The 15,967-nt window shown below is 59.1% G+C and carries 12 protein-coding genes and 2 pseudogenes; 9 read left to right on the top strand and 5 right to left on the bottom strand.

From position 1 onward, the window contains the following. Positions 1–71 precede the first annotated feature (71 nt). A pseudogene (locus CUC53_RS19535) lies at positions 72–263 on the top strand (histidine kinase); the annotation flags it as partial. Positions 264–266: 3 nt separating this feature from the next. On the opposite strand, the pseudogene CUC53_RS01405 reads toward CUC53_RS19535, so the two are convergent. Then, positions 267–1,604, bottom strand: a pseudogene (locus CUC53_RS01405) (cache domain-containing protein); the annotation flags it as partial. An 84-nt stretch (positions 1,605–1,688) separates the two neighbouring features. Continuing rightward, positions 1,689–3,044: a sigma-54-dependent transcriptional regulator gene (locus CUC53_RS01400; RefSeq protein WP_100292504.1), complete on the bottom strand. Its 1,356-nt coding sequence runs from the start codon at positions 3,042–3,044 to the stop codon at positions 1,689–1,691. Between the two features lie 295 nt (positions 3,045–3,339). On the opposite strand from CUC53_RS01400, the gene CUC53_RS01395 reads away from it, so the two are divergent. From CUC53_RS01395 to CUC53_RS01375, 5 genes are all read left to right on the top strand, one after another. Next, positions 3,340–4,218, top strand: a complete 879-nt coding sequence (locus tag CUC53_RS01395) for an ABC transporter substrate-binding protein (RefSeq protein ID WP_100292503.1) — start codon at positions 3,340–3,342, stop codon at positions 4,216–4,218. An 80-nt stretch (positions 4,219–4,298) separates the two neighbouring features. Continuing rightward, a complete protein-coding gene (locus tag CUC53_RS01390) occupies positions 4,299–5,000 on the top strand; it encodes an ABC transporter permease (protein WP_100292502.1) in 702 nt (233 codons plus the stop codon). A 37-nt stretch (positions 5,001–5,037) separates the two neighbouring features. After that, entirely contained in the window at positions 5,038–5,736 is a 699-nt protein-coding gene (locus CUC53_RS01385; protein WP_100292501.1) for an energy-coupling factor ABC transporter ATP-binding protein, read from the top strand. After that, on the top strand, positions 5,708–6,343 hold the full coding sequence (gene mobA / locus CUC53_RS01380) for a molybdenum cofactor guanylyltransferase MobA (protein ID WP_100292500.1): 636 nt from the start codon (positions 5,708–5,710) through the stop codon (positions 6,341–6,343). Before CUC53_RS01385 ends, mobA begins: the two co-directional genes overlap by 29 nt. Next, a complete protein-coding gene (locus tag CUC53_RS01375) occupies positions 6,343–8,133 on the top strand; it encodes a bifunctional molybdopterin-guanine dinucleotide biosynthesis adaptor protein MobB/molybdopterin molybdotransferase MoeA (RefSeq protein WP_236757839.1) in 1,791 nt (596 codons plus the stop codon). Before mobA ends, CUC53_RS01375 begins: the two co-directional genes overlap by 1 nt. Before the next feature lie 33 nt (positions 8,134–8,166). On the opposite strand, the gene CUC53_RS01370 is transcribed toward CUC53_RS01375, so the two are convergent. Then, positions 8,167–8,634 (bottom strand): GNAT family N-acetyltransferase, encoded by a 468-nt coding sequence (locus CUC53_RS01370; RefSeq protein ID WP_100292499.1) that lies wholly within the window; start codon positions 8,632–8,634, stop codon positions 8,167–8,169. Between the two features lie 282 nt (positions 8,635–8,916). On the opposite strand from CUC53_RS01370, the gene CUC53_RS01365 reads away from it, so the two are divergent. Then, positions 8,917–9,948 carry a LacI family DNA-binding transcriptional regulator gene (locus tag CUC53_RS01365; RefSeq protein WP_100292498.1) on the top strand — a complete coding sequence of 344 codons (1,032 nt, stop codon included), beginning with the start codon at positions 8,917–8,919 and terminating at the stop codon, positions 9,946–9,948. 278 nt (positions 9,949–10,226) lie between these two features. On the opposite strand, the gene CUC53_RS01360 is transcribed toward CUC53_RS01365, so the two are convergent. Together CUC53_RS01360 and CUC53_RS01355 are read right to left on the bottom strand one after the other, a co-directional pair. Further along, the gene (locus CUC53_RS01360) at positions 10,227–10,652 is read right to left on the bottom strand and encodes a GNAT family N-acetyltransferase (protein ID WP_100292497.1); all 426 of its coding nucleotides are present in this window, start codon (positions 10,650–10,652) and stop codon (positions 10,227–10,229) included. A 115-nt stretch (positions 10,653–10,767) separates the two neighbouring features. After that, positions 10,768–12,789: an alpha-glucosidase gene (locus CUC53_RS01355; protein WP_100292496.1), complete on the bottom strand. Its 2,022-nt coding sequence runs from the start codon at positions 12,787–12,789 to the stop codon at positions 10,768–10,770. Positions 12,790–13,089: 300 nt separating this feature from the next. Between CUC53_RS01355 and CUC53_RS01350 the strand changes: the two genes are divergently transcribed. Both CUC53_RS01350 and CUC53_RS01345 read left to right on the top strand, forming a co-directional pair. Continuing rightward, positions 13,090–14,475 carry a glycoside-pentoside-hexuronide (GPH):cation symporter gene (locus tag CUC53_RS01350; protein ID WP_236757838.1) on the top strand — a complete coding sequence of 462 codons (1,386 nt, stop codon included), beginning with the start codon at positions 13,090–13,092 and terminating at the stop codon, positions 14,473–14,475. Positions 14,476–14,542: 67 nt separating this feature from the next. Beyond that, complete coding sequence (locus tag CUC53_RS01345) at positions 14,543–15,931, top strand: glycoside-pentoside-hexuronide (GPH):cation symporter (protein ID WP_100292494.1); 1,389 nt, start codon at positions 14,543–14,545, stop codon at positions 15,929–15,931. Positions 15,932–15,967: the final 36 nt, after the last annotated feature.

Below are 15,967 nucleotides of genomic sequence, written 5' to 3'. Positions count from 1 at the left end.
ACCACGAGCGGGCCGAGCTGGGCCGCGAGTTTGACGCCCTGGTGGATCGGCAGGCGGTGCATCAGCAACAGATGGCGCGCAGTGCCGATGAATTGGAGCAGAAGGTGGCCGAGCGCACCCAGCGCCTCAAGCAGAAGACCGCCGAGCTGGAAGAGCACATTCAGATGCTGACTGAGGCCCGCCAGCAGCTGCTGATCAGTGAAAAGCTGGCGGCCCTTGGTGAGCTGTCGGCCGGGGTGGCCCATGAGATCAACAACCCGTTGGCGGTGATCCTCGGTAACGTCGAGCTGATGAAGCTGACTCTGGGTGCGCTCGGCCACCTTCTGCTCCAATTCATCGGCACTGCGCGCCATCTGTTGCTGATGCGCCGCCTGCCGATCCAGCAGGGCGTCAAACTGGCGGCCCAGCTGGGCCAGCTCGTGGTCGGGATCAAGGCCCAGCTGCCCGACCCTAGCGGATTTGCCATATTGCACATGGCGCACCACCTTGTGCATGCGCTCGATGGGGGTGAACAGATCCCGCGCGCCGCGATAGACCAACAACCCCGAGAGCAGCAGCAACAGCACCACGCCGGAGCCCAGCTCCAATAAATTGGTGAGATAGGTGCGAATGTAGGGCCACTCAAGAAAACCGACGTAGAGCATCCCCAGCCGCTCGCCAGCCGCCCCCAGCAGGGGCTCATAACCGGAGACATACCACGCATCGTGGACAAAAGCGCGATCGATCCATCGCTCTCCCTGCGCCAATACCTGCTGACGAACGGGGCCTGAAACCCGAGTGCCCAACGCCCGCCCTTGTTGCTCGCTGCTGCTGATCGGCACATTGGTGCTGACCCGCAGATCATCAAGAAACAGGGTAACGGTGCCAAGGCTGCCCTCTGGCAGGGTGTTTTTGGCAAACACCTGACCTTTGATCTCATCCACCAGCCGGGTACTGCCGTTGATAAGCTCCCCCCCTTCCAGCACCCCCCACAGCGCGCCATCGCGGTCAAACACCGGGGTCAGCGACAGGCTGATCAGCGCGCGGGTCTCTTTGCCTGCCAACGTATCCCCCGCCACCTCATCGCGGGCAGGCTGGATCGCTTGCTGTCTCTGTGGCGGCATCGCATCGGCCAAGGCCAGCACGGCGCGATCGGCCAAGGCAGCAGAAACCGCCAACAATTGTGGTCGTGACCAGACCACAAAATGACTGATGCTACGCCCCGCCGCGAGGGCCGTGCGCGCCGTAGCTGTCAGTTCATTGAGCGCCGCCCCACGGCGTAACCGTAAAAAGTCGAGACCATAGTGCTCAGCCTGTGGAGCGATCCACTCAGCGAGCTGCGTTGGCGTTTCACGCAGCCGCTGCTGAAAGGTCCAGGCATCGCGCAGGTGCTCCAAATGCTCCGCTTGACGCTGTTGCTGCACACTCACCGCATGGTGCGCCACCCCCAGATCACCGCGCACACTGGTCAGCAAATTTTGCCAACTGTAGGTGAGGTTCCAGTAGAGGGTAAGCCCGATCATCCCGACCAAGGTCAGCATGATGGGCACCGAGGTGAGCAGCAGCAGGCGCCAGCGCACCTTGGTTTTGAGCCTGTGGGGAAGCTGGGCTAGCCGACTTAGCATGGCCACCCCCAACGGTTGATTACACCGTCCCACAGATCGCCTAACCACGCGGCATACCGCTCACGTCCCAATAGGGTGATAACGTCACTCAATGGCCCACTCCTTAAACTTGCGCTCCAAGGTTTTGCGGGCCAGCCCCAGCACCCGCGCCGCCGCGGATTTGTTGCCGTCATGGCTGGCTACCACCTGCAGAATGTGCGCTTTTTCCACCTCTGCCAGCGGCCATGCCAGCGGATAGCCCTCTTCCCTTGTCCCCTGCTCGGCCGGTTTGCTGCTCTGCCAATACTCGGCAGGGGGTTTGCCCAGCAACAAACAGCGCTCAATTAAGTTGCGCAGCTCACGGACGTTACCGGGCCAAGGATACGCCTGCATGGCGGCCACATCCTCGTGGGTCCAGTGCAGGGCCCCCATCCCAATCTCGGCAGTGAGCTGGCGGGTAAAGTGGTGCACCAGCGCTGGAATGTCGTCAACTCGCTCGCGCAGCGGCGCCACCGCCACCGCCACCACGTTAAGGCGATAGAAGAGATCTTCGCGAAAACGTCCTGCCGCCACTTCGGCCTTGAGGTTGCGGTTGGTGGCGGCGACGATCCGCACATCCACCGCGAGCTCCCGCTCAGCGCCGACCGGACGAATGGCTTTTTGCTCCAACACCCGCAGCAGGGACGATTGCATGGCAAGGGGCATTTCACCAATCTCATCGAGAAACAGAGTGCCTTGATGGGCGACGCGAAACAACCCATCGCGCCCCTTACGTGCGCCAGTAAAGGCGCCCTGCACGTGGCCAAACAGCTCGCTTTCCAGCAGCTCGGGGGCAATCGACGCACAGTTGAGCGGGACAAAGGCCCCCATCCGGCCAGAGAGTTGGTGCAGGGCGCGGGCCACCAGCTCCTTGCCGGTGCCGGATTCTCCCTCCACCAATACAGCAGCGTTGGAGGGGGCGACCCTTGCGATCAGGGTCTTCAGTTCACAGGTTTTGCTACTGTCGCCAATCAGGGTCGGCGGAAACAGCTTGCTCACCTCTCGGCGCAGCAGCAGGTTTTCTCGCTCCATCTGGCGACGCTCAATCACCCGGTCCACCGCTTGTACCATCTGATCCAGATTGAACGGCTTGAGGATAAAATCGCTGGCGCCAAGGCGCAGCGCTTTAAGGGCGGTCTCCATGTCGCCAAAACCAGTCATAAAGATGAGATCACTGCGGCGGGTGTTAGGATCGGTGGCTTCATGCCACTCAATGCCAGAGCGCCCCGGCAGGCGGATATCGGCGATGATGAGATCAACATGCAGGCGGCTGCGCAGGGCTTCGGCTTCCTCAACACTGGCGGCGGTTTCAATTTGGGCAAAGCGAGTGCTGAGCGCCTTGGCTAAAAAGCTGCGCATGCCGGGTTCATCGTCGACGATCAATAACGAGAGGGCAGACCAACGACTGGCGGGGACGGTCATGAAAACAATACCTCTGATTCGAGAGGGTGCGAAGACCGCCCCCGTTAACTCACATGCAGTGAGACATTTTGTCCCGAGTTACCCCACTTCGCCACCACTAACCTTGAAAATGACGGTGCGATCACCCAAATAACTAAATTAACTGGCTGTTTTTACATCAAAAAACGCCAATAACAGGGTAATGAGCAAACTGGCACCTTGTTTGCTTCAAGCTGGCACTTTGCTTGCTTACTTCGCTTGCTTACTTCGCTTGCTTACTTGTTACCTTCTGCCACTAGCCGGAGCCAGCCACACCATGATCACGACACCGCTACGCCAACGCTTCGCCCAACCCGTCCTACGCCCGTTGTGGCTGGCCTTGGCATTATTCGGCCTGACGCTAGTGAGCAGCATCAGCCATGCCGCGAGCCCAAAACCGCCGATCCGCCTTGCTACCACCACCAGCACCGAGCAGTCCGGTTTACTCGGCTGGCTGCTGCCCAAATTCACCCAAGAGACCGGTTATCCGGTGCTGGTGATGGCGGCCGGTACTGGCCAGAGCCTGAAGATGGGCGAAAATGGCGACGCCGACTTGGTGATGACCCACGCCCCAACTGCCGAGAAAAAGTTTGTCGACGCCGGCTTTGGCATCGAGCCCGCCGCCCTGATGCACAACGATTTTGTGATCGTAGGGCCACGCCAAGACCCCGCCGGGATCGGTCAGCTCAAGGATGCGGCCAAGGGGCTACAAGCGATCAAAGAGCAGGGGCAAACCTTTATCTCCCGGGGCGACGAGTCCGGCACTCACCTCAAGGAGCAGACCTTGTGGCAAGCGGCCAACGTCACCCCTGAGTTTGCTGGCTACAAGTCCATCGGCCAAGGGATGGGGCCGACCCTGACCATGGCCTCGGAGCTCGGTGGCTACACCCTGACCGACCGCGGCACCTGGCTCGCCTATCAGAGCAAGCTGAATCTTGCTGTGCTGCTGGAGGGCGATAAGCGCCTGTTCAACCCCTATCAGGTGATCTTGGTCAATCCTAAGCGCTACCCCGATCTCAACAGCGACGGCGCTCGCGCCTTGAAAAACTGGTTAGTCTCCGCCCATGGTCAGCAGTTGATCGGCGCGTTCAAGGTGGCTGGCCAAGCGCTGTTTGTGGCCGATGCCAAGCCCCTGCCGACCGCTAAATCCCAGTAGAGAACCCCATCCATCGTGCCGATACGACCCAACCAGATAGCCAAGATGCTGCTCATTCCTACCCTGAACGAGGCGGCCTGATGCCGACCCTGCTCGATACGACCTTGGCCGCCCTCGCCCTGCTGTTGAGCGGTGACGGTGCGCTGTGGCAGGTGGTGGGGGTCTCTTTTTCGGTCTCCGGCATTGCCCTGCTGCTGGTATTGGTGCCGGCACTGTTGCTTGGCTTTGCCTTGGCTTATCTGCCGCTGCCCGGTCGCTGGCTGTGGCTCTCCTGCCTCAGTACCCTGCAATCGGTGCCAACCGTGGTGATTGGCCTGCTGCTCTACATGTTGCTGTCGCGCTCTGGCCCGTTTGGCGACTGGAAGCTGCTGTTTACCCAGCAGGCGATGGTGGTGGGACAGATGCTGATCGCGTTTCCGGTGATCGCCACCATGGCCCACGCGGCGTTCGTGCACAGTGACCGGCGCGCCTGGGAGACCGCCCTCACCTTGGGGGTCTCTTGGCCCAAGGCACTGCTTGGCCTAATGCACGAGTGCCGCTTCGGCCTGCTAGCTGCGGTGATCGGGGCATTTAGCCGCATCGTTACCGAGGTGGGCTGCTCCATGATGGTGGGCGGTAATATCCTCCACTTCACCCGTAATATCCCCACCGCCATCGCGCTGGAGACCCAAAAAGGCGCCTTCACTCAGGGGGTGGCCCTTGGCATCGTGCTGCTCACCCTCGCCCTGCTGCTCAACCTGCTGCTGACCGCCTGTCGTGGTCACAGCCACTTGAAGCACTGACCATGGCGGCGCCCATTCCCCGTCACAGGAGTACCCCATGGCCCTGACCGCCCATCAACTCACCATGCGCTTTGGCGAGCGCCAGCTGTTCGAGATTGAGCGGCTCACCATCGCGCCGGGGGATGCTATCTGGCTGCACGGTGCCAACGGGGTGGGCAAAACCACCCTGCTCAAGATTTTGGCGGGCCTTATCACCCCGACCCGTGGCCACACCAACCTGCCGGGACGTTGGCAGCAGTGGCTCAATCGGCTATTTCAACGGCCGCTGGGGCCGGGCCGCGTGACCTATCTGCACCAAACCCCCTATCTGTTTGATCGCAGCGTTCATGCCAATGTGGCATGGGCACTGGGCAAAGAGACCGCCCAAAAAGAGGCGCGGGTGTTCGAGGCACTGCGCCGCGTCGAGCTGGAGGGGTTAGCCCGCGAGCACGTGACGGTGCTATCGGGCGGTGAGCGCCAGCGCCTAGCCATGGCCCGCGCGTGGGCGCTGCAACCGGCCTTTTTACTGATGGACGAGCCCACCGCCAATCTGGACCCACATTCGGTTGCCCTGATGGCCGCATTGGCGCAAGATCTGCGGGAACATGGCTGCGGTCTGGTGGTGATCAGCCATCAACAGAACGGCTTGACCGACGTATGCGAGCGGCAATGGACCTTGGCCCGTGGCCAGCTGCAACAGACCACCCCTTTAAAAATCATCGAGCATCATGACCTTAAGAAGCGAATCCCCCTCTGAGCCCTTTGCCGTATCGGCGGTGATCTTGGCTGGCGGGCGCGCCACCCGCATGGGCGGCGTAGACAAGGGCTGGGTTGAATTGGCGGGCCGCCCGTTGATCGACCACGTGCTGGCCAGAGTGCGGCCCCAAGTGGATGAGGTGCTGATCAATGCCAACCGCAGCCACCCCCGCTATCAGCAACTGGCCCCCGTTATCAGCGACGACAACCCTCACTATCTGGGGCCGCTGGCGGGGATGCAGGCTGGCCTGGCTGCTGCCAAGCATGACTGGGTGCTGTTTGTCCCCTGTGATGGCCCTGCCCTGCCGCTGGATCTGATGCGCCGCTTTCGCGCCGCCCTGACCCGCGAGACCGAGCTGGTGGTGGCCCACGATGGCGACTGGCTGCAACCGGTGGTGGCCCTGCTGCACCGCTCCCTGCTGCCCTCTTTGTGCGCCGCACTGGCCGAGGGGGAGCGCAAAATAGATGTCTGGTTTGCCCGCCACCAGATGGCGGTGGTGAGCTTTGCCGATCAGCCAGATGCCTTTATCAATCTCAATAGCCCAGACGAGCTGGCCGCCTTTGCGGCGCGCCTGCATGACGCTGCGACCGGACAAGGAGCCACGTAATGACCCAGACGATGACGACCTCGGCCCCCACCTTGCCTCTGCTCGGCTTTGCCGCGTGGAGCGGCACCGGCAAGACCACCTTGCTGGAGCAGTTGATCCCTCTGCTGGTGGATCGCGGCCTGCGCATCGGGGTGCTCAAGCACGCCCACCACGACTTTGATATCGATCAGCCGGGCAAAGACAGCTATCGGCTGCGCAAAGCGGGGGCCCGCCAGATGATCGTGGCCTCTCGCCGTCGCCATGCCCGCATGACGGAAACTGCCCCGCCTCAAACACCCGATGGCGCAACCGAGCCGGCCGACGCCGACTTTCGCCAGCTGCTGGCCAGCTTCGATCAGACAGAGCTCGATCTGCTGCTGGTGGAGGGGTTTAAACATGAACACTTCCCAAAAATCGAGCTGCACCGCGCCGAAATCGGCAAACCGCTGCTCTATCCCGAAGATGGCGACATCATCGCGCTGGTTAGCGACCAGCCACATCAGACTACCCTGCCCCAGCTCGACATCAATGACCTTGCCGCCATCGCCGACTTCGTCTGCCAATGGCTTGCTGGCAGTCAGCGCAAGGAGCCGGAAGCAGGCAAGGGCTTTCTCTCGGTCGAGGCGGCCCGCAGCGCCATTCTGGCAGGCCTTAGCCCCAGCGCAACCCGCTGCGACACAGCGCTAGCCCACTGCCACGGCGCCGTGCTGGCGGCCGATCTGGTCAGCCCGATCAATGTGCCGCCCCACGCCAACTCGGCGATGGATGGCATTGGCCTTCGCAGCGACGATCTCGCCGCCGGTCGCTGGCAACTGGTGGGAGAGGTGCTGGCGGGCCAGCAGCGCCATGAACCGGTGTTGACGGGGCAAGCGGTGCAGATCATGACCGGCGCCCCGCTGCCGCCCGGGGTCGATACCGTGGTGATGCGGGAAGAGACGCTTATTGAAGGTGAGTGGGTCACGGTCACCGCCCCCATTCGCGCAGGGCAGAATGTGCGCCTCGCCGGTGAAGATCTGGCCAAAGGCGCTGTCGCCATCTCAGCTGGCACCCGCCTTGGTGCCCCTCAGCTGGGGTTGGCCGCCTCGCTCGGTCAAGCCAGTCTCACTGTGCGCACCCCGCTGAAAGTGGCGCTGTTCAGTACCGGTGACGAGGTGCAGGCTCCGGGTGAAGCGCTCGCCCCCGGTCATATCTTTGACAGCAACCGCTTCACCCTGATGGCCCTTATCCGCGCCGCCGGTTGCGAGGTGATGGACCTTGGCATCATTCCCGATGACCAAACCATCCTGCGCCAGCAGCTGGAGCAGGCCGCCGCCAACGCCGATCTGGTGCTGAGCTCAGGCGGGGTATCAGTGGGTAATGCCGACTTTATCAAGCAAGTGCTGGCTGAGCTTGGCCAGATCGACTTTTGGCGCATTCAGATGCGGCCGGGCCGCCCGCTTGCCTTTGGTAAGTTGGGAAATATCCCCTTCTTCGGCCTGCCGGGCAATCCGGTGGCGGCGATGATCTGCTTCCTGCAATTTGTCGAGCCCGCTATCGCCCACCTGCAAGGCAAGCGGTGGCAACCGCTGCGCCTGAGCGCGCTGGCCGAGGAGAAAATGAAAAGCCGACCGGGCCGCACCGAGTTTTTGCGCGGCATCTTCCAGCAAGACCGCAACGGTCAGCTGCGGGTGCGCACCACAGGGGCACAAGGATCTGGTATCTTAAGCTCGATGGCCGCGGCCAACTGTCTGATCGAAATTGTGCCCGCCCAGCCCAACATCGCCGTGGGCGAACGGGTCTGGATCTATCCGCTGCAAGGACGACTCGCCTAAGCGATAGCGCGGCAGCTCGCCCCCCATTGCGCCTTAACGTGAGGGGGGCACACACCACTCCAGATAGGCCGGATGAGCCACAAAGCCCATCCGCTCATACAGCGGCCGCCCTTCAGCGCTGGCGTGTAGCCACACCTTGCCCAGCTGCTGCGCCCTGGCATAGCTCGCCATGTTCGCCAGCAGAGCGGTGGCGATGCCCCGTTTACGATAAGCTGGCAAGGTGTACATGTTGAGCAGATAGCCCTCTTTGCCCGCTAAATTGCCAGGATAGGGGGGCCGCACAAACAGCGCTAAGGTAGCGCATCCCACCAGGGTATTATCCACTTGCGCCAGCCAAGATTGCGCCCTGCCATCCCGCTGCGCGGCGCTAAAGTAATCCGCCGTTGCCTGCCATAACGCGCGGTCGGCCAGCGGGTCACTGAGCTCCCCCACCTCGCAAAACAACGCCATGCGCAACTGCACCAATGCCGCTATATCCTCTTCCCTCGCTTGACGAATCATGCTCTGCTCTCCTTTGACCAGTGGTGATAAACCGCGCTGATGAGCCGGTGACCATCCGCCATATTGACCATCACAGGCCCCCTTGGCGACCGAGCAACCCACACCACCGCCACGGTTTGGCCAACAGGGTGGCACAAGATAAACCTGTTTTTTACCCCTTACGTTTTATAAACTCGGGCTTAAGTCCATTAGGTGCTGCCATGGCTTAGCACGCTCGACCATATTGCGTCATTCAGGGCGGATCCCCCCGCTACGCAGTCAAATACGCAGGAACCAAACAACGTGTCTTCAAGAAGTAAACAGACCATCAAATTGGACGATGTGGCGGCACTGGCCAAGGTCTCGCCCTCCACCGTGTCACTGTATGTTCGCCATCCAGACAAGGTCAGTGACAAAACCGGGCGCAAAATTCAGCTGGCGATTGATGAGCTCGGGTATGTGCACAATAAAATTGCCAGCCAGTTTACGGCTGGGCGCAGCTCCTCCATGGCCATTATTGTGCCCTCTATTTCCAATATTACCTTCAGCAATTTTGTCCAACAGATTGAACATATTGTCAGTGATGCAGGCTTTCAGCTTTATATCGCCTCCCACGATCACTCCATGGAAAAAGAGGAGCAGCAAGTCCGCGCCATTTTGCAATGGTCGCCAGCGGCCATTGCCCTGACGGGAGCCAAGCACAGTGATGCGACGATCCGCATGTTGGAGCACTGTGGCGCGCCGGTGATCCAGGCGTGGCAGATTGGTGAACCCAGCCCCTTTGCCGCCCAAGTGGGCATCGACCATATTCGGGTCGGTTATGATGCAGCGACCTATCTGCTGCGCTCGGGCTGCCAGCGCATCGCCTATTTCACCACCCGGTTTGCCGATGACGTGCGGGCCCAAAGCCGTTACAACGGCTTTTGCCAAGCCTTGGAGCAAGCCGGGATTGCACCGCTGCTAGTGGAGATCCCCTATAGCGAAAACGTCTACCCTGCGGCCCGCGAGATCTTGATCAAAACCCTGCTCAAAGAGCGCCAGCTCGACGGTATTTTCGCCTCTAACGATATGATTGCGACCGCCCTGCTGATGGAGACGGTCGAGCGCCGCATCAAGGTGCCCGAGCAGCTCGCTATCATCGGTTTTGGGGATTTTCCCAGCAGTGGCTATCTGGCACCGGTCACCTTATCGAGCATCAATATCAATATTCACGCCGTCGCCAACCACACCGCCGCCATGATGTTGCAGATGGCCCGCGACCCCGACTACAAAGGCGACATTATTGATGTCGGTTTTGATCTTATCCCAAGGCAGAGCACCCGCTTTGTGCTGTAACCCACGATAAGGGGCCCTGCTAACACAACGTAAACCGCTCCATGGCTTCCTACTGTCCCACCCCTCACCACACATGAGGGCTGGTGACCATGGCCAAATAGCGCGCCACGCAGGCACTGGCCCACCAACAGCCCCTTGACCGCCATCTGTCACCATGGTGGTCAAGGGGGGCCTGCGCGGGCGATCACTAGGCGCCCAGTCGTGGCGAGAATGCCGCCAGCAAGGCGGGTTGCTGCGCCCGAGGCGATGGCAACCCCTCGGGCAACGACGGCGGTGAATTAGGGCGCCAACTGTTTGGTGAGGTAGTGACGCTGGTGATGAATGGGGAATTCAGTCAGGGTCATCACGGTCTGATACCCTTTCTTTTCATAAAATGGCTGAGCCTGAAAGCTGAAGGTATCGAGCAGCGCGAAGCGACAGCCCCGCTCAAGGGCCGCTTGCTCCATCGCCGCCAATAACTGCCCGCCTACGCCACTGCCCCGCTGGCTGCTGGCCACCCACAAATATTCGATATAGAGCCAGTTGCCATAAGTGTGGCCACTGCACCCGCCGATCCGATTGTGCTGCTGATCCTGCTGAAAAACCGCAAGGGGGCGGCGCAGCTGGGCACCGACAAACTCGCGGTTGGTGTCAATCAGGCTGTCTCGTAAAAACGCGATATCGTCTTGACTGGGGTTTTGCACAATGTGCAGGGTACTGGTCATGATTATCTGCTCCTAACGCTAAAAATAATGGCCGTGAACAGGGTCACGGCCATCGGTTATTCACGCTTTACGTTATGAATGGTTTAAATGACCGCTCATTTTACGCAAGGTCTTTTTACGCCAGATCTTTAAGCTCGGCAAACAGCGAGGCCCACTGACTGTTGGCACGGTAGAACACCGGCGGCTGGCCAATCGGCGCAGGCAGAGTAACCCGCTGACCACCGGTAAAGGTCTGACCGCTCCAAACATGGGTCCACTTCTCACCTGCAGGCAGGTAGGTGGTCCACTCGCTCACATCCCCTTTGTGCACCGGCGCTACCAGCAGCTCAGAACCATAGAGGTACTGATCCTGCATCGCGTAGGTCTCGGGATCGTGTTCAAAGTGCAGCATCAGGGCGCGCTGTACCGGATACCCTTTCTCTGCCGCTTCATCCACTAGGCTGCGCAAGTAAGGGTTCAGGTGGCAGTAAACACGGGTCATCCGCGCAAAGTGGGCTAGGGTGCCACCATCTTGGTCGAACTGGAAGTTCTCGTCAGGGCGGTTACCTTCGTGGGTACGCATCACCGGGGTAAAGGCGGCCATTTCAACCCAGCGGTCAAACAGCTCCTTGGTACGGCGATTGCCAAACAGTGAGGTGTAACCACCGATGTCTGAGTGGTGGTAGGCGTTACCCAACATGCCAGAGGAGAGCGCCCCAGAGATCACCGTGACCAGACCGTCGTGACGGCTGAAGTCGACACACTGGTCACCGGCCCACAGCAGCGGGCAGTGCTTCTGCACCCCGGTGTAACCGGCACGCATAAAGAACAGGGCATCACCCGTTTGGCCATTCATCGCTACCGCTTCGGCGTTGCACTGGGCCCACAGGGTCGGCCAGGCGTTGTGCATCAGCTTGGCATCGACGCCGTTGTGCAGGTAGATGTTGTCGGTTGGCAGGTATTCGCCAAAGTCGGCCATCCAGCCCTTGATCCCCATGTCCAGCATGTTTTTGCGCAGCACGGTGTCACGGAACCACGCCATGGCATCGGGGTTGGTAAAGTCGATACAGCCGCAGTAGAACTCACCAAAGTCAACCAACGCGACCTGGCCATCTTTATCCAGCGCCATGTAGCCGAGCTCTTTGGCCACTGGGTAGAGCTTGCCATCCTCACACAGGTAAGGGTTGACGTAGGCCATGAACTCGATGCCCTTGTCATTGAGCGCTTTGATCTTGGCGGGCAGGTTGGGGTAGCGATCCTGATGGTGCTGCCAATCCCAGTCCCAGAACAGGCGTTTGCCAAACGAGGTCACCCGCAGGCCACACCAGTCTTCACTCCACAGACCCGATACCTTGATGCCGTGATCGAGGGCATTTTCCAGCCGGCTGAAGGTATTCACTTCGCCGCCTTTGAGGCCGAGGATGGCGCCGTTATAGACCCACTCAGGCAGCTTGGGCTGACGGCCAAACTGGGCGGACAGCTTCTCAATGATGCCTAAGTAGCTGTCGGCTGTGCGCAATTGCACCGCCTGCGGAATAGCCCATACCTGCAACTCGTGGAACGCCTCGTTGCGGAAATCAAAATCGGCGTAGGCGGTGGTCTCGACGTGGCAGCTGTATTTACGGGAAGAGACAAAGGTCGGCTGGGGGTAGTTGGTGTGGTAGTAATCGCCACCGGCTTTGCCCATCACATCGGCTTTCCACTTGATTTCGCTGTGGGGATGACGGCCAACACCGGGTTCGGAGGTCCACAGCGGGAAGTGACGACCGCGCAGATCGAAGTAGGACATCTGCTCGCCGCAGCCCCACACGTGCTCTTTGCGCTCAGCAGGCAGGCGCACCCAGAAGCGGTTGTAGCTCTCATCAAGCACCCGTGGTTGCAGGGTGACATCATCGCCATCCACGATCACTTGCACTTCCAGCAGCGCTGGGCTCGCCGCATTGGGGGCGAAGCTGAACAGGTGATTATCAAGCTGGGCAATGTGAGTCAGGGCAATGCGCGACTCAATGTAATCTTCTATATCGAAATTACCGCGATAAATTTCCATCTTTTCGGTGCCCTTGCCTAAAAAGAAGGCGGGTGCATCTGCTTGATGGGAAAACAGCAACTGCTGCTTGTGGCGAATATTGAGCACCTGTGATGAGAAATCAAGTTGCATAACCAAGCTCCTGTAAAATGGGGGAAACCCCTTGAACTGGGCGAACAATAATAGCGCTACGAAAAGCATTCAATCCCAAGATACTCAAAGCTAGATCTGGATCACCAATCATCACTCCATAATCACTCTATCATCAATCTAGCTCAGGCCTTGATTAATAACCAAGTAGGCTCTCATGGAGACCCACTCGACCTGAAACATTAGATCCAGATCGCACTTTCTCATCATCACACTTGCATAACATGTCGCAGCGCTACGATTATGCTCCCGCTGGGAGGATTGCACACAATGGAGAATAAAATGGTTGATCAGTCACACAACGAAAGCAGACTGCCGTTTAGGGAGAAATTTGCCTATGGCGTCGGCGATTTTGGTTACAACTTTGTTTTAAACATCACCACGCTTTATTTGCTGAAATTTCTCACTGACGTCGCCGGCATTAATGCCGCGTGGGCGGGAGTGATCTTTTTAGTCGCAAAAGTGTTTACCGGCTTTACCGATTTAGGCACAGGTATCTTCCTCGATACTCGCAAGAAATTTGGCCCGCGGGGTAAGTTCCGCCCGATGATCCTGTGGACTATCGTGCCGCTGTTCATCTTTAACATGCTGTTGTTCTGTAACTTTGATTTGGACAACACCACCAAGACCGTGCTGTTTATTCTTTGTTTCATGGGCTTTGGCCTGTTCTTTAGTCTGGGTAATGCCAGCTATGGGGCCATGGTGCCATCCATGACCAAGAACATTCAGGATCGTGCCGAGCTGGCCGCCTGGCGCCAAGGGGGTGCCAACACGGGCCTGCTGCTGGCCACCGTCGGTTTCATGCCGATTGCCTTGCTGTTTGATTCGCAAGAAACCGGTTATCTGGTCGCCGCGTTGGTCTACACCTCCATTGGCTTGGCAGCGGCGTTTTTCTGCTACTTCAACGTCAAAGAGCACCACACCGTGATCGGTGATGACCCTGAGCAAGTGGTGGAGAAGCCAACGGTCAAGGAGGGGCTCAAAGCCGTCTTGAAGAACAACCAGCTGCTGGTGCTCGCTATTGCCAACCTGCTGACTCTGTCTGCGTTTAACGTCAAGCTGTCGGTGCAGGTGTTCTACGCCCAGTACGTGATTGGCGACGTCTCCATGATCGCTTACATGAGCTTCGTCAGCATGGGCTGTATCTATCTGGGGGTGCTGTCAGTGCCTGCGCTGGTACGCCGCTTTGGTAAAAAGCCGGTCTATCTGGCAGGGCTGTGCCTGTGGATCGCAGGGGATGTGGCTAACTACCTGTTTGGCGGTACCGTAACCAGCTATGTGGTATTCACCTCGCTGGCCTTCTTTGGTACCTCGTTTGTGAACAGCCTCAACTGGGCGTTTGTTTCCGATACCGTGGAATATGGTGAGTGGAAAACCGGCACCCGGACCGAAGGGTTGGTGTACTGCGGCATGACCTTCTTCCGTAAGTGCTCGCAAGCTATCGCCGGTTTTGTTCCTGGCTTTGCCTTGGCGATGGTCGGTTACATGCCCAACGTGGAGCAGACCGATGGCGCCAAAGCCGGGATCACTGGCCTCATCTTCATCTACCCAGCGACGCTGGCGGTGGTTACCGCACTGGTCATGGCGCTGTTCTATAGCCTGAATGAAGCGCGCTACAAAGAGATCATCGCTGCCCTCACCGCCCGTCGCGCGGCCACGCAAAACTAACTCGTGACAAACAAGAGCAACAGAGCGCCTCGGCTCTCTGTTGCTCTGTATTCAAGGATTCGCACCCATGGCTGATAACAAATTTGAAAATGACCGTCTGAGATGGCAAGAGAAGATGGCCTATGGTGTTGGTGACCTGGGTTATAACTTCTTACTTAACTGCACCACCCTCTACCTGCTGATCTTCTTGACTGATGTCGCCAATATCCCAGCTGCATGGGCGGGCGGTGTCTTTTTGATCTCTAAATTTTTTACCGCCTGTACCGATCTCATCACCGGTAGCGTGCTCGATAGCCGCACCAACTTGGGACCCAGAGGCAAGTTTCGGCCCTTTTTGCTCTGGACTATTGTGCCGCTGGCGCTGATCAACACCGCGCTGTTTATGAGTTTTGATCTGCCGGTTAACCTCAAAACCGTGCTGTTTACCGTGCTCTTTATGCTGTTTGGTGCCTTCTATAGCTTTGGCAACGCCTCTTATGGCGCCATGGTGCCGGCCCTGACCAAACAACTGCAAGATCGCGCCGAATTGGCCGCATGGCGCCAAGGGGGCGCTAACACAGGCCTGCTGCTCTGCTCGGTCGGCTTTATGCCGCTGGTGCTGCTGTTTGATACCCCGCAAGCAGGTTACACCTTCACCGTGATGCTCTACTCCGGCCTTGGCGCGCTGGCGGTGCTGTTTTGCTACAGCCAGATGCGTGAGCGCCATGTGCTGCCACCCGCAGCCACCCCCCCTAATCTGGCTACCTTTCGCGATAATGCTCGCGCGGTGCTGGTCAACCGTCCATTAGGGGTATTGGCACTGGCCAATCTGCTGACCTTGGCCGCCTTTAACACCAAGCTCATCGTGCAGGTGTTCTACGCCCAATATGTGATTGGCGATGTCTCAATGATCGCCTACATGAGCTTTATCAGCATGGGCTGCATCTATTTGGGGGTGCTGCTGGTGCCCTTCGCGGTGCGCCGCTTTGGCAAGGTGCCGGTCTATCTGGCGGGGATTGCAGTGTGGATCTGTGGCGATCTGCTCAACTACCTCTACGGCGACAGCGCCATCGACTACATCCTGTTTACCTCGCTAGCACTGTGGGGCTCGGCCTTCGTGAATAGCCTGAACTGGGCCTTTGTCTCCGACACCGTCGAGTATGGCGAGTGGAAAAGCGGGGTGCGCACCGAGGGGCTGGTCTATTGCAGCCTGACCTTCTGCCGCAAATGCTCCGCCGCCTTGGCCGGGCTTATCCCAGGGCTGGTGTTGGCGTGGTCTGGCTATGTGCCCAATGCCGAGCAAAGCGCCACCACCAAGTCCAGCATCGCCAACCTGATGTTCATCTATCCGGTCTGTGCCTTGGTCTGCGCCGCCATCTTGATGCTGTTTTGCTACTCCCTGACCGAATCCCGTTATCAGCAAATTGTGCAGGGATTGGCAGAGCGTCACAGCAAGACAGCCGACGTCACCAGTTGAAGAGGGGCGACTCACCCATTGACCTGCGCCTCACCC

Source organism: Aeromonas cavernicola (assembly GCF_002795305.1).
GTDB classification, from domain to species: domain Bacteria; phylum Pseudomonadota; class Gammaproteobacteria; order Enterobacterales; family Aeromonadaceae; genus Aeromonas; species Aeromonas cavernicola.
Note: the sequence above shows the minus strand (reverse complement) of the source record. Positions and strands in the feature narration are given on the sequence as shown.

Excerpts from the sequence above, each read along its gene's own strand:
- CUC53_RS01395 (WP_100292503.1), top strand. The coding sequence starts at position 3,340 with ATGATCACGACACCGCTACGCCAACGCTTCGCCCAACCCGTCCTACGC.
- CUC53_RS01345 (WP_100292494.1), top strand. The coding sequence starts at position 14,543 with ATGGCTGATAACAAATTTGAAAATGACCGTCTGAGATGGCAAGAGAAG.
- CUC53_RS01360 (WP_100292497.1), bottom strand. The coding sequence starts at position 10,652 with ATGACCAGTACCCTGCACATTGTGCAAAACCCCAGTCAAGACGATATC.
- CUC53_RS01385 (WP_100292501.1), top strand. The coding sequence starts at position 5,038 with ATGGCCCTGACCGCCCATCAACTCACCATGCGCTTTGGCGAGCGCCAG.
- CUC53_RS01400 (WP_100292504.1), bottom strand. The coding sequence starts at position 3,044 with ATGACCGTCCCCGCCAGTCGTTGGTCTGCCCTCTCGTTATTGATCGTC.
- CUC53_RS01355 (WP_100292496.1), bottom strand. The coding sequence starts at position 12,789 with ATGCAACTTGATTTCTCATCACAGGTGCTCAATATTCGCCACAAGCAG.
- CUC53_RS01350 (WP_236757838.1), top strand. The coding sequence starts at position 13,090 with ATGGTTGATCAGTCACACAACGAAAGCAGACTGCCGTTTAGGGAGAAA.
- CUC53_RS01375 (WP_236757839.1), top strand. The coding sequence starts at position 6,343 with ATGACCCAGACGATGACGACCTCGGCCCCCACCTTGCCTCTGCTCGGC.
- mobA (WP_100292500.1), top strand. The coding sequence starts at position 5,708 with ATGACCTTAAGAAGCGAATCCCCCTCTGAGCCCTTTGCCGTATCGGCG.
- CUC53_RS01390 (WP_100292502.1), top strand. The coding sequence starts at position 4,299 with ATGCCGACCCTGCTCGATACGACCTTGGCCGCCCTCGCCCTGCTGTTG.
- CUC53_RS01370 (WP_100292499.1), bottom strand. The coding sequence starts at position 8,634 with ATGATTCGTCAAGCGAGGGAAGAGGATATAGCGGCATTGGTGCAGTTG.